Origin of the sequence: Bacillus sp. FSL R5-0603, from assembly GCF_038050295.1 — a bacterium.
In the GTDB taxonomy this organism is placed as follows: Bacteria; Bacillota; Bacilli; order Bacillales; family Bacillaceae; genus Bacillus; species Bacillus subtilis.
Map to the genome: position 1 here is coordinate 1,206,206 of NZ_JBBOYP010000001.1, position 21,800 is coordinate 1,228,005.

Annotated in this window: 27 protein-coding genes; 21 read left to right on the plus strand and 6 right to left on the minus strand. The window is 45.5% G+C overall.

Features of this window, described 5'->3' with window-relative positions; translation table 11 throughout:
* The first annotated feature begins 14 nt into the window (after window positions 1–14).
* From NYE56_RS06225 to NYE56_RS06265, 9 genes are all read left to right on the plus strand, one after another.
* The gene (locus NYE56_RS06225) at window positions 15–1,394 is read left to right on the plus strand and encodes an MFS transporter (RefSeq protein WP_123373419.1); all 1,380 of its coding nucleotides are present in this window, start codon (window positions 15–17) and stop codon (window positions 1,392–1,394) included.
* Window positions 1,395–1,498: 104 nt separating this feature from the next.
* Complete coding sequence (allD, locus tag NYE56_RS06230) at window positions 1,499–2,512, plus strand: ureidoglycolate dehydrogenase (RefSeq protein ID WP_160244007.1); 1,014 nt, start codon at window positions 1,499–1,501, stop codon at window positions 2,510–2,512.
* A gap of 5 nt (window positions 2,513–2,517) precedes the next feature.
* Entirely contained in the window at window positions 2,518–3,537 is a 1,020-nt protein-coding gene (locus NYE56_RS06235; RefSeq protein ID WP_268554790.1) for a zinc-binding alcohol dehydrogenase family protein, read from the plus strand.
* A gap of 24 nt (window positions 3,538–3,561) precedes the next feature.
* Window positions 3,562–4,641, plus strand: a complete 1,080-nt coding sequence (uxuA, locus tag NYE56_RS06240; protein WP_088325657.1) for a mannonate dehydratase — start codon at window positions 3,562–3,564, stop codon at window positions 4,639–4,641.
* A complete protein-coding gene (locus NYE56_RS06245; RefSeq protein WP_341283620.1) occupies window positions 4,638–5,474 on the plus strand; it encodes an SDR family oxidoreductase in 837 nt (278 codons plus the stop codon). The genes uxuA and NYE56_RS06245 overlap by 4 nt, the downstream gene beginning before the upstream one ends.
* 47 nt (window positions 5,475–5,521) lie before the next feature.
* On the plus strand, window positions 5,522–6,790 hold the full coding sequence (locus tag NYE56_RS06250; RefSeq protein WP_003245531.1) for an MFS transporter: 1,269 nt from the start codon (window positions 5,522–5,524) through the stop codon (window positions 6,788–6,790).
* 87 nt (window positions 6,791–6,877) lie between these two features.
* Entirely contained in the window at window positions 6,878–7,879 is a 1,002-nt protein-coding gene (locus NYE56_RS06255) for a LacI family DNA-binding transcriptional regulator (RefSeq protein ID WP_341283621.1), read from the plus strand.
* A 76-nt stretch (window positions 7,880–7,955) separates the two neighbouring features.
* The gene (locus NYE56_RS06260; RefSeq protein ID WP_341283622.1) at window positions 7,956–9,398 is read left to right on the plus strand and encodes a tagaturonate reductase; all 1,443 of its coding nucleotides are present in this window, start codon (window positions 7,956–7,958) and stop codon (window positions 9,396–9,398) included.
* Window positions 9,395–10,888, plus strand: coding sequence for a UxaA family hydrolase (locus NYE56_RS06265; RefSeq protein ID WP_341283623.1), 1,494 nt, complete (start codon window positions 9,395–9,397; stop codon window positions 10,886–10,888). The genes NYE56_RS06260 and NYE56_RS06265 overlap by 4 nt, the downstream gene beginning before the upstream one ends.
* Window positions 10,889–10,926: 38 nt before the next feature.
* On the opposite strand, the gene NYE56_RS06270 is transcribed toward NYE56_RS06265, so the two are convergent.
* Both NYE56_RS06270 and NYE56_RS06275 read right to left on the minus strand, forming a co-directional pair.
* Window positions 10,927–11,691 (minus strand): sulfite exporter TauE/SafE family protein, encoded by a 765-nt coding sequence (locus tag NYE56_RS06270; RefSeq protein WP_014476525.1) that lies wholly within the window; start codon window positions 11,689–11,691, stop codon window positions 10,927–10,929.
* A 224-nt stretch (window positions 11,692–11,915) separates the two neighbouring features.
* Window positions 11,916–12,380 (minus strand): DinB family protein, encoded by a 465-nt coding sequence (locus NYE56_RS06275; RefSeq protein WP_015715724.1) that lies wholly within the window; start codon window positions 12,378–12,380, stop codon window positions 11,916–11,918.
* Between the two features lie 235 nt (window positions 12,381–12,615).
* Between NYE56_RS06275 and rapA the strand changes: the two genes are divergently transcribed.
* Both rapA and phrA read left to right on the plus strand, forming a co-directional pair.
* Window positions 12,616–13,752, plus strand: a complete 1,137-nt coding sequence (rapA, locus tag NYE56_RS06280; RefSeq protein ID WP_015252291.1) for a response regulator aspartate phosphatase RapA — start codon at window positions 12,616–12,618, stop codon at window positions 13,750–13,752.
* Window positions 13,742–13,876 (plus strand): phosphatase RapA inhibitor PhrA, encoded by a 135-nt coding sequence (phrA, locus tag NYE56_RS06285; protein ID WP_003245487.1) that lies wholly within the window; start codon window positions 13,742–13,744, stop codon window positions 13,874–13,876. Before rapA ends, phrA begins: the two co-directional genes overlap by 11 nt.
* A gap of 29 nt (window positions 13,877–13,905) precedes the next feature.
* Here phrA and NYE56_RS06290 read toward each other — a convergent pair whose 3' ends face one another.
* Entirely contained in the window at window positions 13,906–14,163 is a 258-nt protein-coding gene (locus NYE56_RS06290; RefSeq protein WP_268554784.1) for a YciI family protein, read from the minus strand.
* A 121-nt stretch (window positions 14,164–14,284) separates the two neighbouring features.
* Between NYE56_RS06290 and NYE56_RS06295 the strand changes: the two genes are divergently transcribed.
* Complete coding sequence (locus tag NYE56_RS06295) at window positions 14,285–15,238, plus strand: N-acetylmuramoyl-L-alanine amidase (RefSeq protein ID WP_341283624.1); 954 nt, start codon at window positions 14,285–14,287, stop codon at window positions 15,236–15,238.
* A 38-nt stretch (window positions 15,239–15,276) separates the two neighbouring features.
* Here NYE56_RS06295 and NYE56_RS06300 read toward each other — a convergent pair whose 3' ends face one another.
* Window positions 15,277–15,654 carry a PH domain-containing protein gene (locus tag NYE56_RS06300; protein ID WP_014476529.1) on the minus strand — a complete coding sequence of 126 codons (378 nt, stop codon included), beginning with the start codon at window positions 15,652–15,654 and terminating at the stop codon, window positions 15,277–15,279.
* Window positions 15,655–15,758: 104 nt separating this feature from the next.
* Here NYE56_RS06300 and NYE56_RS06305 point away from each other — a divergent pair, with 104 nt between their 5' ends.
* Window positions 15,759–16,361, plus strand: a complete 603-nt coding sequence (locus NYE56_RS06305) for a poly-gamma-glutamate hydrolase family protein (protein ID WP_015252289.1) — start codon at window positions 15,759–15,761, stop codon at window positions 16,359–16,361.
* Between the two features lie 76 nt (window positions 16,362–16,437).
* A complete protein-coding gene (locus tag NYE56_RS06310) occupies window positions 16,438–17,274 on the plus strand; it encodes a manganese catalase family protein (RefSeq protein ID WP_003245071.1) in 837 nt (278 codons plus the stop codon).
* A 43-nt stretch (window positions 17,275–17,317) separates the two neighbouring features.
* Here the strand turns inward: NYE56_RS06310 and NYE56_RS06315 are convergent, their stop codons facing one another.
* Together NYE56_RS06315 and xre are read right to left on the minus strand one after the other, a co-directional pair.
* Entirely contained in the window at window positions 17,318–17,914 is a 597-nt protein-coding gene (locus tag NYE56_RS06315) for an ImmA/IrrE family metallo-endopeptidase (RefSeq protein ID WP_341283625.1), read from the minus strand.
* Window positions 17,915–18,076: 162 nt separating this feature from the next.
* On the minus strand, window positions 18,077–18,418 hold the full coding sequence (gene xre, locus NYE56_RS06320) for an HTH-type transcriptional regulator Xre (RefSeq protein ID WP_017695142.1): 342 nt from the start codon (window positions 18,416–18,418) through the stop codon (window positions 18,077–18,079).
* A 178-nt stretch (window positions 18,419–18,596) separates the two neighbouring features.
* Here xre and NYE56_RS06325 point away from each other — a divergent pair, with 178 nt between their 5' ends.
* The 7 genes from NYE56_RS06325 to NYE56_RS06355 all read left to right on the plus strand — a co-directional run bounded on the left by NYE56_RS06325 (window position 18,597) and on the right by NYE56_RS06355 (window position 21,729).
* Entirely contained in the window at window positions 18,597–18,776 is a 180-nt protein-coding gene (locus NYE56_RS06325) for a hypothetical protein (RefSeq protein WP_003232712.1), read from the plus strand.
* Entirely contained in the window at window positions 18,763–19,599 is an 837-nt protein-coding gene (locus NYE56_RS06330; protein ID WP_003245799.1) for a phage-like element PBSX protein XkdB, read from the plus strand. Before NYE56_RS06325 ends, NYE56_RS06330 begins: the two co-directional genes overlap by 14 nt.
* Window positions 19,499–20,299 (plus strand): ATP-binding protein, encoded by an 801-nt coding sequence (locus NYE56_RS06335; protein ID WP_341283626.1) that lies wholly within the window; start codon window positions 19,499–19,501, stop codon window positions 20,297–20,299. The genes NYE56_RS06330 and NYE56_RS06335 overlap by 101 nt, the downstream gene beginning before the upstream one ends.
* On the plus strand, window positions 20,299–20,466 hold the full coding sequence (locus tag NYE56_RS06340) for a hypothetical protein (protein ID WP_003245588.1): 168 nt from the start codon (window positions 20,299–20,301) through the stop codon (window positions 20,464–20,466). The genes NYE56_RS06335 and NYE56_RS06340 overlap by 1 nt, the downstream gene beginning before the upstream one ends.
* Before the next feature lie 84 nt (window positions 20,467–20,550).
* Window positions 20,551–20,901, plus strand: coding sequence for a phage-like element PBSX protein XkdD (xkdD, locus tag NYE56_RS06345; protein WP_341283627.1), 351 nt, complete (start codon window positions 20,551–20,553; stop codon window positions 20,899–20,901).
* The gene (xtrA, locus tag NYE56_RS06350; RefSeq protein ID WP_014663640.1) at window positions 20,898–21,104 is read left to right on the plus strand and encodes a phage-like element PBSX protein XtrA; all 207 of its coding nucleotides are present in this window, start codon (window positions 20,898–20,900) and stop codon (window positions 21,102–21,104) included. The genes xkdD and xtrA overlap by 4 nt, the downstream gene beginning before the upstream one ends.
* A gap of 115 nt (window positions 21,105–21,219) precedes the next feature.
* On the plus strand, window positions 21,220–21,729 hold the full coding sequence (locus NYE56_RS06355; RefSeq protein WP_341283628.1) for a sigma-70 family RNA polymerase sigma factor: 510 nt from the start codon (window positions 21,220–21,222) through the stop codon (window positions 21,727–21,729).
* Window positions 21,730–21,800 lie beyond the last annotated feature (71 nt).

Here is a 21,800-nt window from a genome sequence, read left to right on the forward strand (position 1 = left end):
CACAGAGGTGGAACATGCGAACTGAACTGGCAAATAAGGTTGTGTCGGTCGAAACGGAAAAAAGGCTTTCATTGAAAGAGAAAATGTCCTATGGTTTTGGTGATTTTGGCAACGGTTTTATGTTTGATCTCGGCCAGATTTATTTATTGAAGTATTTCACTGATGTAGCGGGAATCCCCGCTGCGATGGCCGGCGGCATTTTTTTAGTCAGTAAGCTGTTTGCAGCGATAACAGATCCAATTGTCGGCTCATCAATCGATTATCGCAAAAACATCGGCAAACGGGGGAAATTCAGGCCTTATCTATTAATCGGCAGCATCGTGCTTGCGGTGCTTACTGTTCTTATTTTTCTGTCTCCCAATGTATCAACGACCGGAAAACTGATATATGCATATGCATCCTATATGATTTGGGGCATCGGCTATTCGTTTGTGAATATTCCGTACGGCTCATTAGGGGCAGCGATGACTCAAAATTCTGAGGACCGGACCTCCATTTCGACGTTCCGCCAAATCGGATCACTTGGCGCCTTGTTTATCACAAGTGTTGCCGTGATGCCGCTGCTCGTCAAGTTTGATAATCCGAAGGTCGGCTACCCGGTGGTCATGGGCTTGTTCGCCGCGCTCGGTGTGTTTTGGTTTTATATTTGCTACCGCAACTGCAAAGAGCGCATTGTCATATCGGAAGCACCCAAAGAAAAATTAACACTCTCATCTGTCGTCAAAACATTTATTACAAATAAACCGCTGTTAACCCTTGTCCTGATGACGATTTTTTCAATTTCCGCATACAACATTAAATCCGCCATGCTCGTCTATTTCGCACAATATAACCTGGGCAATGTTGAATTAATGGCTTATATGAACTTTATCATTATTGGTTCTTCCTTTTTGGGCGTCGTATTCCTTCCAAAGCTCGTCAAGATGTTTGGAAAGAAACGAACGGCAATGATCGGCTTCGGCATCAGTGTGGCCGCGGATCTGATCAACTTTATGCTTCCATCTAACGTTTATGTGTTTACAATTCTCGCCAGTATCGCCTTTATCGGAATCAGTATCCCAAATGGCATCACGTGGGCTCTTGTCTCCGATATTATCGACTATGGCGAATGGAAATCCGGTGAACGGAAGGAAGCAACGACATATTCACTTTTTAATTTCTCAAGAAAGCTTGCTCAATCTTTGTCTGGCTTTCTCTCGGGGATCGGTTTGGGGATTATCGGCTATGTGCCGAATGCAGTCCAGACAGCACAGGCGCTGATTGGCATCAAAGCGCTTCTGCTTCTGTATCCGGCCATTGCTTTGGCATTAGCGATGATCATTATCGGCTTTCTATATAAACTCACAGACCAGCAGCATGCTCAGATCGTTCAGGATCTTCATCAAAAGAGCTGACAATATAATATAAAGAATATTTAAAATAATTTGTAAATAAAATGTGTTTGTAGGGGTTTCGCTAGGAGAGTGCCCAAAAAACTGAAAAGGAAGGAGGCACTTGTTTGAAAACGATAACAATTGCAGCTGAAGAAGCAAAGGGACTCGTTCGGCAAAAGCTGGCCGGTGCCGGTTTGAATGAACGAGATGCTGAAAAAGTAGCAGGTGTTCTCGTGCACGCTGATTTGCGCAATGTACATTCGCATGGCGTGCTGCGCACAGAACACTATGTGAACAGGCTTTTAGCGGGAGGGATCAATCCTGGGGCACAGCCTGTTTTTAAAGAGACGGGGCCTGTGACCGGGGTGCTTGACGGAGACGATGGTTTCGGTCATGTGAATTGCGACATGGCGATGGACCACGCAATTGACATGGCGAAGAAAAACGGAGTCGGCATGGTCACTGTCGTAAACAGCAGCCATTGCGGAGCGCTAAGCTATTTTGTGCAAAAAGCGGCTGACGAAAAGCTGATCGGAATGACAATGACGCATACAGACAGTATCGTTGTCCCGTTTGGGGGGAGGACTCCTTTTTTAGGGACAAATCCGATTGCTTACGGTGTTCCGGCTAAGCATAAAAAACCGTTTATCCTAGATATGGCGACATCCAAAGTGGCTTTTGGGAAGATTCTGCAGGCCCGTGAAGAGGGCAAAGAAATTCCTGAAGGATGGGGAGTCGATGAAAACGGAGAAGCAGTAACTGATCCTGACAAGGTCGTCTCACTTTCAACATTCGGCGGCCCGAAAGGCTATGGACTATCGATTGTGGTGGATGTATTTTCCGGATTGCTGGCGGGCGCGGCTTTTGGCCCTCATATTGCCAAAATGTACAGCGGCCTTGATCAAAAAAGAAAGCTGGGGCATTACGTTTGCGCGATCAATCCAGCCTTTTTTACTGACTGGGATACGTTTTTAGAGCAGATGGATGCCATGATTGATGAACTGCAGCAATCACCGCCGGCTGTTGGATTCGAAAGAGTGTATGTGCCCGGCGAGATCGAGCAGCTGCATGAAGAAAGAAATAAGAAAAACGGAATTTCTATCGCCCGGAGCGTGTATGAATTCTTAAAAAGCAGGTGAGTAAAATGAAAGCGGTTCAAGTGCGAAAAGCGTATGATCTGGTGACAGCGGAGGTGAAGAAGCCAGTTCTTTCGAAGGATGATGAAGTGCTCGTGAAAGTCAAGCGAGTCGGCATTTGCGGTTCAGACATGCACATTTATCATGGAACGAATCCGCTTGCTACCCTCCCGAGAGTTATCGGACACGAGGTAACGGGACAAGTGGAGGCAGTTGGTGCGAATGTACAGAGCCTAAAACCCGGTGATCATGTGGTGATTGAGCCGATTTCTTATTGCGGATCGTGCTATGCCTGCCGCAAAGGGCGGCCGAATGTTTGCGCCAAGCTTTCTGTATTTGGCGTACATGAGGACGGAGGCATGCGGGAATATATTGTGCTTCCGGAAAGGCAGCTTCACGCAGTCTCAAAGGACTTGCCTTGGGAGGAAGCAGTCATGGCCGAGCCTTATACGATAGGCGCCCAGGCAGTGTGGAGAGGCCAGGTGGAAAAAGGTGATACCGTCCTGATCCAGGGAGCAGGGCCCATTGGGATCTGTGTGTTAAAAATGGCAAAGCTGGCGGGCGCTGCTGTCATGATGACTGACTTGAACAACGAGCGGCTGGCATTTGCGAAAGAAAACGGCGCCGATGCTGTTGTAAATGTCCAAGCAGAACATGTTGCCGAGCGGGTCCTTGAATGGACTGGGAATGAAGGAGCAAACGTGGTCATTGATGCTGTTTGCCTGCCGGAGACTTTTACACTTTCAATTGAGGCTGTGTCACCGGCGGGACATGTGGTTGTGCTTGGATTTGATGAAAGAGCTGCTCAGATTTCTCAGCTGCCGATTACAAAAAAAGAAGTCACGATAACCGGATCCCGATTGCAGACCAATCAGTTTCCAAAAGTAGTAGAGCTTTTGAATGGAGGCCGGTTAGTGCATAACGGGCTGGTGACCCATACATTTTCAGTTGATGACGTTCATCACGCATTTCAGTTTATTAAGGAGCATCCAGATCAGGTGCGGAAAGCCGTCATCACGTTTGATTAAATGACTGAATCCGGAGGTGCAAGCATGAATATGACATTCCGATGGTATGGACGAGGCAACGATACAGTCACACTTGAACACGTGAAGCAAATTCCCGGTGTCAAAGGCATCGTTTGGGCTCTCCATCAAAAGCCCGTCGGCGACGTGTGGGAAAAAGAAGAAATCAGAGCCGAGACCGAATATATTCAATCCTATGGTTTTCATGCTGAAGTTGTAGAAAGCGTGAATGTTCACGAAGCAATTAAACTTGGGAACGAAGAACGCGGCCGGTATATTGAAAACTACAAGCAAACGATCCGCAACCTTGCCGGATTTGGCGTGAAAGTGATCTGCTATAATTTTATGCCGGTTTTTGACTGGACACGCACGGACATGTTCCGGCCGCTAGAAGATGGATCGACCGCTCTGTTTTTTGAAAAGGCCAAGGTGGAAAGCCTTGATCCTCAAGAGCTGATTCGGACGGTGGAGGAAGCATCTGACATGACACTGCCGGGGTGGGAGCCCGAAAAATTGGCTCGGATCAAAGAGCTTTTTGCTGCCTACAGAACGGTCGATGAAGAAAAGCTATGGGACAATTTATCATTCTTTTTGCAGGAAATTCTTCCTGTTGCTGAGGCCTATGGTGTTCAAATGGCCATTCATCCGGATGACCCGCCGTGGCCGATTTTCGGACTGCCGCGCATTATCACAGGAGAGGCAAGCTATAAGAAACTGCGGGCGATATCAGATTCACCGTCTAATTGTATCACCCTTTGTACAGGCTCAATGGGAGCCAATCCCGCTAACGACATGGTGGAGATCGCTAAAACGTATGCCGGCATCGCTCCATTTTCACATATTCGCAATGTGAAAATTTATGAGAATGGCGATTTTATTGAAACATCTCATTTAACAAAGGATGGTTCGATCAACATTCAAGGCGTGATGGAAGAACTGCATAAGCAGGATTACGAAGGATATGTCAGACCGGATCATGGGCGACATCTTTGGGGCGAGCAATGCCGCCCGGGATATGGCTTATACGATCGGGCACTTGGCATCATGTATTTGAACGGGCTGTGGGACGCCTATGAAGCAATGGCAAAAAAAGAGGTGGGCGTATGATCCCGCTGCATGAGAACCTGGCTGGTAAAACGGCTGTCATCACTGGCGGCAGCGGCGTGCTTTGCTCTGCGATGGCACGGGAGCTAGCCCGTCATGGCATGAAGGTGGCGATATTGAATCGGACGGCTGAAAAAGGCCAAGCGGTCGTGAAGGAGATAACGGCGGCTGGCGGCACAGCGTGCGCTGTTGCTGCGGATGTGCTGGACAGGATGTCACTGGAGCGGGCAAAGGAAGACATCCTCGGCCAATTTGGCGCTGTTGATCTGTTAATTAACGGGGCTGGCGGCAATCATCCTGACGCGATAACCGATGTGGAGACTTATGAAGAAGCGGGAGAAGGCCAATCCTTTTTTGATATGGATGAGAAGGGCTTTCTAACTGTATTCTCCACCAACTTCACCGGTGCGTTTCTGGCCTCACAAGTGTTTGGAAAAGAACTGCTGAAGGCAGATTCACCCGCGATTATCAATCTTTCTTCGATGAGTGCTTATTCACCTATGACGAAGGTTCCGGCATACAGTGCCGCCAAAGCATCGATCAATAATTTTACGATGTGGATGGCTGTTCATTTTGCCGAAACCGGGATGCGGGTCAATGCGATTGCCCCAGGCTTCTTTCTGACAAAACAAAATCATGATCTGCTGATCAACCAAGACGGAACGTTCACCAGCCGATCTCACAAAATTATTGCGGGAACACCGATGAAGCGCTTCGGAAAACCCGAGGATTTGCTCGGTACGCTTCTTTGGCTGGCGGATGAAGCCTATTCCGGTTTTGTCACTGGGATCACCGTTCCTGTCGATGGAGGATTTATGGCTTATTCAGGTGTGTAACGAAAGCGGTGCAACAGAAACTGAACCAACATAGGGGTGAGGTTGAGATGTTTTCAAAAGATAAGCTTCCCGTTATCCTTTTTTTGTTCCTGGCAGGGGTGATTAATTACCTGGATCGCTCGGCGCTTTCCATTGCAGCTCCTTTTATTCAGGATGATCTCACATTGTCTGCCACGCAAATGGGCTTGATTTTCAGCAGTTTTTCGATTGGTTATGCGATTTTTAATTTTCTTGGGGGCGTGGCATCCGACCGCTATGGGGCAAAGCTGACCTTGTTTGTCGCGATGGTTGTTTGGTCGCTGTTTAGCGGAGCAGTCGCCCTCGCTTTTGGCTTTGTCAGCCTGCTGATTATACGCATTCTCTTCGGAATGGGAGAAGGCCCGCTTTCGGCGACCATCAACAAGATGGTGAACAACTGGTTCCCGCCGACCCAGCGGGCGTCCGTTATCGGTGTAACCAACAGCGGCACGCCGCTCGGGGGAGCCATTTCCGGCCCGATAGTCGGCATGATCGCAGTGGCGTTCAGCTGGAAGGTATCCTTCGTTCTCATTATGATTATTGGATTGATATGGGCAGTGCTCTGGTTCAAGTTTGTCAAAGAAAAGCCGCAAGAGACGATCAAGGAAGCACCGGCAATAAAAGCAGAAACGTCTCCCGGAGAAAAAATTCCGCTCACCTTTTACCTGAAGCAAAAAACGGTCCTGTTCACGGCGTTCGCTTTTTTCGCTTACAACTACATCCTCTTCTTCTTTTTGACATGGTTTCCGAGCTATCTTGTCGACGAACGGGGATTAAGTGTTGAATCGATGAGTGTCATCACGGTCATACCGTGGATTTTAGGATTTATCGGGCTGGCTGCGGGGGGATTTGTTTCTGACTATGTGTACAAAAAAACGGCCCGAAAAGGTGTGCTATTCTCGCGCAAGGTTGTGCTTGTCACGTGTTTGTTTTCATCAGCTGTCCTGATTGGTTTTGCCGGGCTTGTGGCAACGACTGCGGGGGCTGTCACTCTAGTCGCTCTGTCAGTGTTCTTTCTTTATTTGACCGGTGCTATCTATTGGGCTGTCATTCAAGATGTGGTTGATCAAAACAATGTCGGTTCTGTTGGCGGCTTCATGCATTTCCTCGCCAACACGGCAGGAATTATCGGCCCGGCTCTAACCGGATTTATTGTTGACCAAACAGGCACGTTTTCTGGAGCATTTTTGCTTGCCGGAGGGCTGGCTGTCTTCGCTTCACTTGCTGTGATTCGTTTTGTCCGTCCAATCATTGGCAAGCCAGCAGGAACAGAAGCTGAGAATCCTGTGTCTTATTAATCTGGAAATATAGTGGGAGAGGCGGTATGTTTGATGATACAATATACAGTAAATAATCGCAGCCGGTATGATAAGGAAGGGAATTAGATGGTAACCATAAAAGATATCGCAAAACTCGCAAACGTATCCCACACAACCGTTTCCAGAGCACTCAACAACAGTCCTTACATCAAAGAACATACGAAGAAAAAGATATTAGAGCTAGCAGAGCAGCTCAACTATACACCAAATGTAAATGCGAAGAGTCTGGCGATGCAAAAGTCGCATACGATCGGGCTATTCTTTACAAGCATTACAAACGGAACCTCACACAGCTTCTTTGCAGACACAATCAAAGGCGTCAATCAAGCCATAAGTGAGGATTACAATCTGTATGTGCGCGGCATTGATGATCTGAAACACTATGACTCCGTTACACCGATGAGATATGACGGCATCATTTTAATGAGCCAAAGTGACATTGATAATTCTTTTATTTACCATATTCGCAAAAAAAACATACCGCTTGTCGTGCTGAATCGTGATATTGATGATCGCACCATCACGAATATTTTGTCCAATGACAAGGAAGGTTCTCAAGAAGCTGTAGAATACTTCATTCAGTCCGGACATCAAGACATCGCCATCATCGAGGGGATCAAAGGCTTTAAATCCTCCCAGCAGCGAAAGGAAGGCTACTTATCTGCACTGATTCAACATCATATTCCGATCAAGCATGAATACAGTGTCAAAGGACAGTACGATATGGAAAGCGGATTTCAAGCGATGGAGCGGCTGCTGGCGCTGCCGAATCCTCCAACCGCTGTTTTTTGTTCGAATGATGACATGGCAATCGGAGCGATGAATGCAATATTCGCAAAGGGCCTGCGCGTTCCTGATGATATTTCGGTGATCGGGTTTGATGATATTGGGTTTTCACAGTACATCACGCCAAGGCTTTCCACAGTAAAGCGCCCAGTGGAGAGAATCAGCGTGCTCGGTGCGCAAAAACTCTTGTCGCTGATCAGCGAGCCCGAAACAAAAGCAGAAAAAATCTTGGAAAACACAGAATTCATGGTGCGTGATTCAGTCAGACGATTGACGACGTGATGTCCCGTTTTTCAGCGGGCATTCTTTATACAGAAAAATGTTAACGTGTGCATAAAGTGAGAGGGAGGCAATACGGGTGCAGAAGCTGAATAAAAATGTGTACGATCACTATACTCAGTATCCAGAAAAAATTCTCCAGTTCGGAGAAGGAAACTTTCTTCGGGGATTTGTCGATTGGCAGATTGATCAATTGAATCAACACACTGATTTTAATGGGAGCGTGGCAGTTGTCCAGCCAAGAGGCTCAGAAAAAATCAAACGATTAAATCAGCAAGATGGATTATATACGCTTTTTTTACAAGGAATGAAAGACGGAGAAGCGGTAAACGAGCATATGATTATCAACTCAATCAGCCGGGGAATTGACCTGTTTTCTGATTATGAAGCATACGAAGAATTGGCATCAAGCGAAGGGCTTCGGTTTATCATCTCCAATACCACTGAGGCTGGGATTGTATGTGATGAAAAAGATCGTTTAGAGGATAAGCCGCAAAAAACATTCCCTGGGAAATTAACAGCATTTCTCTACTTCCGTTATCAGGCTTTTAAAGGAGATCAGACAAAAGGGTGTGTCCTAATCCCATGTGAACTGATTGAGAACAACGGCGAAAAGCTGAAGGAAACGGTTCTTCATTATGCACATCTGTGGAAGCTGGAGGAAGGATTTACACAGTGGATTCATGAGGCCAATACATTTTGTAATAGTTTAGTCGACCGGATTGTCCCGGGTTTTCCCGTCGACAGCATTGATGAGATCACGGCGGATCTTGGCTATCAGGATGATTTGATAGTTGTGGGAGAGCAATATTATTTATGGGTTATCGAGGGGCCTGATTGGATTGGAAAAGAACTTCCCTTTGCGGCTGCAGGGCTGCATACAAAGATCGTCAGCGACCTCACCCCATACCGGACTAAAAAAGTAAGAATTTTAAATGGCGCTCATACAGCAATGACGCCAGTGGCTTTATTATACGGCTTAAAAACTGTTAGGGATGCTGTCGAGCATCCGGAAGTTGGGCAATTTATAAGAGAGCTGATTGACGACGAAATTCTTCCTGTTTTAAAAATGGAAGGTCTTTCTCAGTATGCTGACGATGTGCTGAACCGTTTTAAAAACCCGTATATTAAGCATTACCTGGAAAGCATTGCATTGAACTCCGTTTCCAAATTCAAAACGAGAAACCTGCCGACTCTTAAGGAATATGCTGGACAAAAGGGACAGCTTCCTGAACGCTTGGTGTTTTCTTTCAGCGCTCTTCTGTATTTTTATCATGATAACGAGACATTGCAGGATGATCCGGCAGTTCTTCAATTTTTCAAAGAGGTTTGGTGTCAGGAGGATGGCGACATGCTTCGGATTGCATCAAGAGTGTTAGGCGAACAGCGGCTGTGGGGGGCAGATCTCAATGAGATACCGAAGCTGACTGATAGAGTCGCTGTTTACTTGAATCTTATTCATGAGCTGGGCATGCAGCGGGCTCTTGAACAATACTGCATACAAGGGGGAGAGGTACGTTGAAGTCGTTTATAAAGATTCATAAGCAAGATAATGTCCTTCTTGCTCTGCGGGATATCCAAAAGGGAGAGAGGCTGCATGCGGACGGCGTGTCGATTGAAGTAAAGAATGATATAAAAAGAGGCCATAAGATTGCATTGCAGCCTATTAAAGAAAATGACAGCATCATTAAATACGGGTTTCCAATCGGTCATGCATCACAAGATATCTCGATCGGAGAGCATATTCATGTCCATAATACGAAAACAAACCTGTCTGATATCCAATCATACAGCTATACACCGAGATTTGATGAAAATCCGTATTCTAATGAGAACCGGACGTTTAAAGGTTTTAGAAGAGAAAACGGAGATGCGGGTGTACGCAATGAATTGTGGATTGTCCCAACTGTCGGCTGTGTCAATGGGATAGCAGAAAAAATGCTGCAGCGTTTTGTCAGAGAAACAGGGGATATCGCTCCATTTGATAACGTACTGGTGTTAAAGCATCAATACGGATGCTCGCAGCTTGGCGATGATCACGAAAATACGAAGCAAATCCTGCTGAATGCCATTCGCCATCCAAATGCCGGCGGCGTCTTGGTGTTAGGGCTTGGCTGTGAAAACAATGAGCTGGCAAGAATGAAGGAAGCACTGCAAGATGTGAACTTGAAGCGGGTGAAGTTTCTGGAATCCCAGTCGGTGACCGACGAAATGGAGGCAGGCGTTGCTTTGCTGAAGGAAATTCATGAAGCGGCCAAAGGAGATAAGAGAGAAGACATTCCGCTGTCTGAACTGAAGATCGGGCTGAAATGCGGAGGTTCGGACGGTTTTTCCGGCATAACCGCAAACCCGCTGCTTGGACGTTTTTCAGATTATCTCATTGCACAGGGAGGGAGTACTGTGCTGACGGAAGTACCGGAAATGTTCGGCGCAGAAACCATCCTGATGCAGCGGGCTGCCAATGAAGAAGTGTTTCATAAGATAGTCGATTTAATCAATGATTTTAAACAATACTTTATTAAACATGATCAGCCGGTGTACGAAAATCCTTCACCGGGCAACAAAGCGGGCGGCATTTCTACACTTGAGGATAAATCGCTGGGCTGTACGCAAAAAGCGGGGATTTCTCCTGTCACGGATGTCTTGAAATACGGTGAAGTGCTCAAGACAAGAGGGCTGACGCTTTTGAGCGCGCCAGGCAATGATTTGATCGCCTCCTCCGCATTGGCGGCGGCCGGCTGCCAAATTGTCCTCTTTACAACGGGGAGAGGCACGCCGTTTGGCACCTTTGTCCCGACGGTGAAAGTAGCGACAAACACCGAGCTGTATGAAGCGAAGCCGCATTGGATTGATTTTAACGCAGGCCTTTTAGCAGAGGATAATGTTCATGAGGAATATGTGCTGCGTGAGTTTATCCACTATATGGTTGAGGTGGCAAGCGGCCAGCTTGTGAACCATGAAAAAAATGATTTCAGAGAACTCGCCATTTTTAAATCGGGTGTGACGCTATAATAAGAAAAGGCTATCCTTCAAGCGGATAGCCTTCTTCATTAAATCAATTTTAAACCGCTGACTAAAATAATGGACGCCATAATAAATTGCAGTGGACGCGGGGAGAATCGAGGCGAAAGATGGCTTCCGATCAGCACGCCGGGAATTGAACCAATGAGCAGATTAGCTGCCAGCATGTAATCCACGCTTCCGAAGCTTGCGTTCAAAATGCCTGCTGCCGTAACAAGAAGAAAAGCATGCGCGATATCGGTTCCGACAATCTGTGACGCTTTCATGTTAAATAAGTAAATCATGGCAATTGCAAATAATGAGCCGGAACCGATTGATGTTAATCCGACGATAAACCCAAACACAACACCAATAAGAATTGTCAGCGCCCTCTTATTTTCAAGCGGCATCAGCTGCCAGCGGTTGGGACGAAGTTTTCTATCCAAAAACAAACGAACGATGATTGAAATGGCAACCAGCGTTAACACATATCCTAGAGCGTGCTTAATAATTTCTTCCTGATGCTGGTGAAAGGCGGGGAACAAATGCAATATGCCAATGGCTAGCGAAGCACTCGGAATACTGCCGATGGCTAAGTATTTTACCAATTTAAAGTTAATCGTTTTCTGCCGCCAATGGGAGGCAACGCCAAACAGCTTTGTGATCGAGTTATATACAAGATCTGTACCGACCGCGATGGAAGGATTAATTCCAAGCACAATTAAAAGAGGAGTTAATAAGGCCGCTCCACCCACTCCCGTCAATCCGACTAAGGCTCCGACAAACAAACCCATCAATATGATGCTTACACTCATGATAAAGGCCTCCTGAAAACCCGACTATTTTTATCAGATTATATATGATTAGGACGCGTTAATCAATTAAATTTTTTGAATTTTTGCACGTTAGCTGCTTGAAATTTTGGTATGCTCAATATCTCTATTCATTTGCCCTAAAATGAGTGTCTGGACGAAATCGAGAAGTACTAAAGGCGCAAAAAAAAGATACCTCTTAACAGGTATCTTTTTTCTTGTTTACGCTACATGCGCTGCTGATAGAAAGGAAGCTCAGTGTGACCCATTTCCCGCACATACACGAACAGGTTGCCTTTATGGTGAATTTCATGCTCCATTGCAAGCTGAAGCAGCGCGCGGCCTGTGACTTTTCTGCCGAAAGCGGATGTCAGATCAATTTCTCTGTCCAGCTGCTCTTCAGTCAGCTGTTCAAGGATAGCGACCGTTTTTTCTGTATATGTTTTTGCCAGAACATTGAGATCTGTTTCTGTTTCTTCCTGCTTGTTTTGAAATGGTGAGGCATTGCCTTCCTTAATGACATTTGCGAACAAGTGGAAAGACGTAAGAATGTGTTTGACCAGCTCTTCTGCTGACATTGATGTTTCTGCCGGTTTGTAGCTGTAATGGTCTTTGCTGATTTTTTCGGCAAGCTCATTGGTCACGTTTCGATGGGATAAAAAATGGCTGACAATTTGATTGGATTGGCTCATTATGATCTCCTCCATATGTAAAAATAAATGGTGCAATGAAATCCTATATCAACGGTTAGCAATTCACAAGTAATATGCTGTGGGTGAAACAAAATACTGTGTGAGGAAGTTCTCCATTTATTCATTTTGTTGCGGTTAGCCGAAATTCGACAATTGCGGTTATTTTGCGTTCTTCTTTTTCTTGTAAATATGATAAAATATGACATATCTCGGGTAACTCAAAAGGGGGGATTAATTGAGGATGAAGCAGACGATTCCGTCCTCATATGTCGGGCTTAAAATTAATGAATGGTATACTCATATCCGGCAGTTCCACGTCGCTGAAGCCGAACGGGTCAAGCTCGAAGTAGAAAGAGAAATTGAGGATATGGAAGAAGACCAAGATTTGCTGCTGTATTATTCTTTAATGGAGTTCAGGCACCGTGTCATGCTGGATTACATTAAGCCTTTTGGAGAGGACACGTCGCAGCTAGAGTTTTCAGAATTATTAGAAGACATCGAAGGGAATCAGTACAAGCTGACAGGGCTTCTCGAATATTACTTTAATTTTTTTCGAGGAATGTATGAATTTAAGCAGAAAATGTTTGTCAGTGCCATGATGTACTATAAACGGGCAGAAAAGAATCTTGCCCTCGTCTCGGATGATATTGAGAAAGCCGAGTTTGCTTTTAAAATGGCTGAGATTTTTTACAATTTAAAACAAACCTATGTTTCGATGAGCTACGCCGTTCAGGCATTAGAAACATACCAAATGTATGAAACGTACACCGTCCGCAGAATCCAATGTGAATTCGTTATTGCAGGTAATTATGATGATATGCAGTATCCAGAAAGAGCATTGCCCCACTTAGAACTGGCTTTAGATCTTGCAAAGAAAGAAGGCAATCCCCGCCTGATCAGTTCCGCCCTATATAATCTCGGAAACTGCTATGAGAAAATGGGTGAACTGCAAAAGGCAGCCGAATACTTTGAGAAATCTGTTTCTATTTGCAAGTCGGAAAAGTTCGATAATCTTCCGCATTCTATCTACTCTTTAACACAAGTTCTGTATAAACAAAAAAATGACGCCGAAGCGCAAAAAAAGTATCGTGAAGGATTGGAAATCGCCCGTCAATACAGTGATGAATTATTTGTGGAGCTTTTTCAATTTTTACATGCGTTATACGGAAAAAACATTGACACAGAATCGGTCTCACACACCTTTCAATTTCTTGAAGAACATATGCTGTATCCTTATATTGAAGAGCTGGCGCATGATGCTGCCCAATTCTATATAGAAAACGGACAGCCCGAAAAAGCACTTTCATTTTATGAGAAAATGGTGCACGCACAAAAACAAATCCAGAGAGGAGATTGTTTATATGAAATCTAAATGGATGTCAGGTTTGTTGCTCGTTGCGGTCGGGTTCAGCTTTACTCAGGTGATGGTTCATGCAGGTGAAACAGCAAACACAGAAGGGAAAACATTTCATATTGCGGCACGCAATCAAACATGATGCATAAAAAAGACCCTTAGGGGTCTTTTTTACTTCTTCAGCTTCCATTCTTTTATGGTCAGCTCAGAAGATCCACTTGCCACCAGCGGATCCGCATGCCCGATTTCCGCTGCCTCTTCCAGTGAATCTGCTTCGATGACATACGCTCCGCCTGTGGCGTCGCTGAATGGCCCAAACATTTTTAAACGTTTTTCTGCCTGTAAACGTTCCAGAAATTCATAGTGCCCAGCCACATGCTCCTGATTAAATTTCTCCGTCCTCATTGTGAGCATTAAGTATGTATGCATATTCAGCCCTCCCATTGAAATTCAGTTTAACACATTTAACCATATAGCAGTGATAGATGATATGAGCTTTTCGTCCTACGAATGCCACCTATTTATGAAAAAAGAAAAGGAGAGATGATAGGTGAGCATTCCAGTAAAGAAAAATTTGGTTTCTGAGGCGAAATACGCGTTGAAGTGTCCTAATGCAATGTCCGCTGAATACATTACCATTCACAACACGGCAAACGATGCGTCAGCGGCCAATGAAATCAGCTATATGATCGGGAACACAAGCTCGACAAGCTTTCATTTTGCAGTCGATGATAAAGAGGTGATTCAAGGTCTGCCGCTTAACCGAAACGCCTGGCACACAGGTGACGGCACAAACGGTCCGGGAAACCGCAAATCAATCGGTGTTGAGATTTGCTACAGCAAATCGGGAGGCCCGAAGTATGAGGCAGCTGAAGCCTTGGCGATTTCATTTGTTGCACAGCTTTTGAAGGAGCGCGGCTGGGGCATCGATCGGGTGAGAAAGCACCAGGACTGGAACGGAAAGTATTGCCCGCACCGCATTTTATCAGAGGGGCGCTGGGATCAGATGAAGGCGGCAATTGAAAAGGAATTAAACGGGGGCGTATCAGCTAAAAAAGCTGCAGTCTCTTCTTCAGCGTCTGAATATCATGTGAAAAAAGGCGACACATTGTCAGGGATTGCCGCATCACACGGAGTCAGTGTGAAAACGCTGCAAAGCATCAATCATATCACTGACCCGAATTATATTAAAGTCGGACAAGTGATCAAACTGCCTCAGACGGCATCTGCTTCTAAAAGCCATGCCGCATCCTCATATCCGCTCCCATCCGGCGTGATCAAAGTGACAAGCCCGCTGACGAAAGGGACAAAAGTAAAGCAGGTGCAGACCGCTTTAGCCGCTCTTTATTTTTATCCTGATAAAGGAGCGAAAAATCACGGCGTTGACGGCGTTTATGGCCCGAAAACAGCAAATGCAGTGAAACGTTTTCAGTCTGTCAGCGGTTTAACGGCTGATGGGATTTACGGTCCGAAAACAAAAGCGAAGATGGAGGAAAAGCTGTAAATGAAAAGACGGAAGCTGTGAAGCTTCCGTCTTTTTATTTACATACAAACTGCGGCAAGCACCTTTTGAATATCATAAATGCTCTCATCTTTTTTAAACTGCTTTGAGACGGCAGGTAGTTCTGCGCCGGAAATCCAAATTTTCAGCTCTGAATCGAGGTCAAAGCGGCCGGCCGTTTCCACGCTGAATCTGGAAATGCTTTTGTACGGAATCGATTGAAACTCCGTTTTCTTGCCTGTGATCCCCTGCTTGTCCACAAGAATAAGCCGCTTGTCAGTAAAGACAATCAAATCGCGAACCAGCTTAAACGCGGCTTCAACATTCTCACCCTCCAGCAAAATATGGGCAAGCTCTTCTTTCACAGCAGCCGTTGACAGTGTTGACGCATTGCCGAGTAATCCATCAATAAACCCCATCATATACCTCCTCTTCGTATTCTATCAAATCATACTATAAAAAAGGTTTTCATTCATGGATGAGTAGAGTAAACTTGTGCTGACTGGTAAAGGGGGCGTTCAAAATGGAAGATATGTATGACAGCTTTGCAGCCCTTTCTGCTTCTGAGTCGGAGTACCGGATTATTTATGAGGAGAAAAACGGAAGTGAGCTTATCGTCCTCGGTCCTCACGGCGGCAGAATTGAGCCTGGCGTCAGTGAACTGGTGCGGGCATTTTCGGATCGATGTTCCATCTATTTGTTTGAGGGTCTAAAGCAGCGAAACAACCGTTCCTTGCATCTCACTAGCATTCGTTTTGATGAGCCGCTGGCTTTAGAAAAAGTGAATGACCACCATTACGCATTAGCGTTTCACGGGTATTATGATCCGAAAATCCCGCATACATTGGTCGGGGGGGCGGATCGTAAAAAAGCCAAGCTCATTTGTGAGCGTCTGAATGAAGCGGGTTTTAGCGCCGAGCTCACTAATGAGAAAGACCGCCTGGCAGGTGTACACCCAAACAATATTGTCAATCGGACGAAAAGAGAAATGGGACTGCAATTGGAGGTAAGCACGGCACAGCGAAACGCGCTATTCCGCAATTTTGGGTGCCGTGATAAAAGCTACATACAAAACGATTTGTTTGATCGATATGTGGAAGCCGTCAAGCTTGGCTTTTATAAATAAAACTAGACGGGACCTGCACGGTGGGCCTATTCCTTCATACGCTGGGGTTGTGCGAAAGTGTGGGGAGGAATGATTCATGTTTTATCATATAAAAGAGCTTCAATATCAAGCAAAGCCAGCTCATCCTGATCCGGTTTATGCGAAAAAACTTCAAGAGGTGCTCGGCGGCCAATTCGGTGAAATTAGCGTCATGATGCAGTATTTGTTTCAAGGGTTTAACTGCAGGGCGGATGCTAAGTATAAAGATTTGTTATATGATGTGGGGACCGAAGAGATTGGGCACGTAGAAATGCTGGCAACGATGATTTCCAGACTTCTGGACAATGCACCCGCGGATGTACAGGAGGATGCTTATAAAAGCAATCCCGCTATTGCAGCAGTCATGTCAGGGATGAATCCTCAGCACGCGATTGTGTCCGGATTGGGGGCGATGGCATCAGATAGTGAGGGCTATCCGTGGAATGCAAAATACATTATCTCAAGCGGAAACCTGCTGGCCGATTTTCGCGCTAACTTAAATGCGGAGGCCCAAGGACGCCTTCAGGTGACACGGCTTTATGCCATGACCGATGATCCAGGGGTAAGAGATATGCTGTCATTTTTGATTGCAAGGGATACCTATCATCAAAATATGTGGTACGCGGCCATTAAAGAGCTGGAGGAAAGAGAACGGGATATTGTCGTCCCGACGACGTTTCCGCGTGAGCTCGAAAAGCAGGAAGTCTCCTATGACCTGTTTAACTTTTCCAGGGGAGATGAAAGCTCACAAGGAAGATGGGCACATGGGGAAGCCTTTGACGGCCGGGGTGAATTCAGGTATATCCCGGCTCCGATTGCGTTCGCATCTGCGCCTCATCTTAAACCGGCGCCCATGTGGCTGCATAATACAGTTCCCCCAATGTCGAAATGTTAGGTTCTCTTCTGGGCTGAGGAATATATCCTCAGCCCGTATTTGATCAGATGTTTTTGCCAATATGATATAACGCTTTTTCCTCAGCGACCTGCAAGTGCTGCTGATCGCCTTCCTCGTACGCATGTGGCCGCTTGTGAGATAATAAATAAGCGAGCCGCTTCTGAAATTGAATACCTGCTTTACGCCGTTCAAACATGTCAAGCCTTTTATCAGCAAATTCCTTTGTTACCCGGAATACCGCCGCAATTGTGGCGAGTGCCTGGCTTCTCCATTGCGGCAGTTCCATCTGCAACAGCATAAAGGTTGGCACACAGAAGTGGTACATAAATTGATTTGCCTGGAATTCCTGAAGCTCTCTGAAGAGCTTGTTCATCTGAAAATGATTGCCTGCATGCTTTAACACGTGGCACAGCTCATGGCCAAAATCCTCCCATTGCTCTTCCCGTGACTTTTTTTGGTTCAATACGATACTGTACATGCCGTCGCATTTCACCATCATGCTCCCCATATCCTCAAAATGCACCCAAATATCCAGATCCTTTGCGATTTTCAGCATGTCAATGTGATGAGGGGATGTGATGCCCAGCCGGCCGTATAAATTTTTAACGTATTCCTCCAGATGTGATAAGTAATCGCCCAATTGAATACTCCCTTTCGAACATTTGTTCTGTTTTTAGCGAGAAAGAAAAGCCCGTATAGGACTGGAAAGTAGTGTAGAAATCTTTCCCTTTTCTTTAAAAAATAAACACTTTTTTCTTTATATCGGTCTACTTTTTATATGTTTTAGAGAACAGAGAACGATTTATTTATTTTTCGGTTTGCGGTTTTTCTCTTTTTCTTTTAAATAGTTGATAAATTCGATGGCCTGCTGTTTGCTTTCTGGGGAAAAATCCTGCATATCGCGGTATGCAAGCTGCAGGTCCGGATCTGAGAACACATCGTCATCGGATTTTTTGTCTTTTCCCGTTAATAAGTAATCAGTCGTTACTTGAAAGTAATCAGCCAGCTTTTGGAGTGTGTCGTAATCAGGTTCGCTTCGCCCATTTTCATAGTGGGAATATCGTGCCCGTGACACACCGATGTGTGATGCGATTTCTTCCTGTGTCCTTTTCCCTCTGAGACTCTTCAATCTGCCGCCTATCATACTATGACCTCTCTTTTTTAAACTCCCTACGTTACTTATGATTATAGATACAATATGTATCAAAATAAAGTTATGATAAAAAAAGTATCAAAAATAACTTGATGATACAGTTCGTATCGTTTATACTTGGTAACAGTTGATACGAAATGTATCGAAAACAAATCAGGAGAGTGATCACATGTATCCAATCCAAATTGTTTTTAGTGAAAATCCCATAGATCAGCGCCATCTCGGACAATCCGGCGGCACCATTTCGTTTACCGCTTGCGGACTTCCGGTGTTTCACTTTGAAACGCAGGAACAGTTTCAAGCATACATGATGTTAAAAGGAGAAGCGGCGTACAATGAAAAACGATAAAAGCTATCCTTTTCCGACGTATTCAGGCTTACTGAATTCAGAACATTATGACAAAATCGGCCCGGCGCTATGGCTGTTTCTCTGGTTTATCAGCTCAACAACAAAAGAAATCGAAAAAGACGGGGTAAGCTGGGGCATCGTCCTCGGCCATAAGCCGTTAAAAGCGAGAGAAATGGCGGCAGTCTTCGGCGTAAGTGAAAAAACCGTCAGAAGATGGCTGGAGCTTCTCGAAAACCATGATTACATAAAGGCCGTCCGTGCGCCATACGGACTGATGATTTCGGTCAAGCATTCCAAAAAATTCAGCTTCAGATCGGACAATACTGTACACGGGAGTCTAAAAGAACGGCCATTTTCGCCGCAGACACCGGACACAAACGACCGTACAGATATAGATAAAACAAACAAATATACTGCTGCTGATGATGCAGTGGATCACATTGCGAAGCGGTTTACACAATTACGGTCGGCTCAAGAAGGACGCACCGTGTATCCTTCCTCAAGAGATTATCAAGCCATCGCCCGCATTGTTGCCATCGGCGTTCCTGTCACGCAAACAATCAAATGGCTTGAAGAATGCTTTCAGGCTTTTGAAAACCGGCGGACCGCCGCTTCTGAAACAATCAAGGCTTTTCGCTACTGCTCGAAATTCATTGAAGATCGATTTTTCGCGCAGCAAGCCAAAAAGAATGCCGCAATTCAGCATGAGAGGATGAAAAAACATGACAAAACGAACAATCGAACAGATTTTGGACGAGCTGAGAAGAGGGAGACGTCCATTACTGGCGGACAAACCGGCCGAATCAGACGCAAGCAGGTATGATTGCCTGCGCTGCAAGGATCAGGGAGGCTATCTCGTCAGGCAGAATGGCCTGGAAGTCTGGACGATGTGCAGCTGCATGGCAGAACGAAAAGTGAAGCGGCTGCTGGGTGCAAGTGAGATTACCCACGCTTTCAGACAGCTCGGCTTCAAGGAATTCCGCACGGAGGGAAAGCCGCAGGCCATAAAAGACGCATTTGAGTGTACAAAAGAGTATGTTGCCGATTATGAACAAATCAAGGATTGCCGAAAAAACAGCATTGCCCTTTTAGGACAGCCCGGATCAGGGAAAACACACCTTTTGACTGCCGCTGCCAACAAATTAATGAGAACATGCTATGTGCCTGTCATTTATTTTCCGTTCGTGGAAGGCTTTACTGATCTGAAAAATGATTTTGCCCTATTAGAAGCGAAGCTGAACCGGATGAAGCAGGCGGATGTGCTGTTCATAGATGATCTGTTTAAACCGGTTAACGGCAAACCCCGCGCTACAGATTGGCAATTAGAGCAAATGTATTCGGTACTCAACTATCGCTACTTAAATCATAAACCGATTTTGCTTTCGAGCGAGCTGACAATTGAAGCACTTGTACGGGTCGATGAAGCGCTCGGCACGAGAATCTATGAGATGTGCAGTGACTATTTAGTGATTATCAAAGGAGCAGCCTACGAGCTTAACCATAGATTGGAGGGCGTCAGATAATGTGTAAGCTTTGTCAAACAAAGAAAGTCATTGTGGAACATACCGGTATTGGAGTCGTTTTTCATCCGTGTCCGAACTGCCGGTCCGGCACTGACTTAACGCCTGTCATTCAAAAGCTGGAGCAAATGCTGACAGCGGGAAAAGCGAGGCTGAATATCTATGATTAAACAGCTGACTGCACTAATCGCTTTGCTGTTTCGGGCAAAGCGAACAGAAAAAAACATTGAACAATGGTATAAGGACGACGGGAAGTGAAAGTGTTGGCAAAGACAAAACAGGCAGAGAAAAGCCCTGCGCCGTGGCGTGCTGTCCCGTGTGGGGATACGAAACCGATCTATATTTATTCAGCTTACAGTGAAGAAGAAAAAGAAAGATTTCCGTACTCAAACGGGCGGCTGATTGCAGCTGTATTTGACCTCAGCTCTTATTCGCAAAAAAGCAATGCCGTTTTGATGGCCGCTGCGCCTGAATTGCTGGAAGCGTCTAAAGCAGCACTTGATTTTCTGAAAGGAAATTCTGTTCATTCAAAGGAGCGCATCATTCAGCTATTAGAAAAAGCCGAAGCAAGCGCTGCACTGAAAAAGGGAGGAAATAAAACATGATTCATCCTAAAAAACTGCTGCATATTGATTCCATCACGCTGGAGAGCCAGCTGGAAGACGGAAAAATCCGTGTCATTATTGTGGACGGGATCAAGCAAGAAGCATGGATTGCAGAAGCGCCGGAGCATGGAAAAACGCTCGTCGAAACAAGAAAGGGCGACCTTGCCCGTGTGGAATTTGAAATCGGCTACAAATTAAATTAAAGCGAAAACAGAATACGTCCAAGACGGAAAGCCTGCGGACACTGATCAACTGCACAGCATTTGTGCGTTGATTGGTGTCCGTTTTTTATTTGCCAAAAATGAGGAGGATCATAGAATGCAAGACTTACTATTTGAATATAAACGCACGCTCAAACAAACAAGAATACAATATAAACCGCTCGCTGAGGCAGATGAATCCGTGCTCTCAGCTGAAGAGCTGAAGGATAAAAAAATCATCAGAAATATGATTACTGATCTTGAATATGTAACAGAATGGCTTGAAAAAGGAAGGCAGCCCGGCATCAGACGGGCGATTGACCGGCGTGATGCCTACCAGCGGCTGATGATCAAGGACCCGAGAATCATCGAATCATTTTCCAGCGCTATGATGTTTGAGCCGGACGGACAGGTATCAGAAGAAGACAGAGAGAGAATTCGAGAAGCATTAGCCCTGTTAACGGACAGAGAAAAGGAAATGTTTTTGCTGCATAAGGTAGAATGTTTTTCTTATGAACGGATCGCCGATCTTCTCGGCGTGAAAAAATCGACAGTGCAAACGACGATTAAACGGGCGAGTTTAAAGATGCAAAGAAAGCAGGAAGAAATGAATCGATCACTTGCCTGAAAGCTTGTCATACGTTTGCCACCTATAAGTGAATAGAGCATGACACATAAGCGGCTGGCTGATCAGCCGCT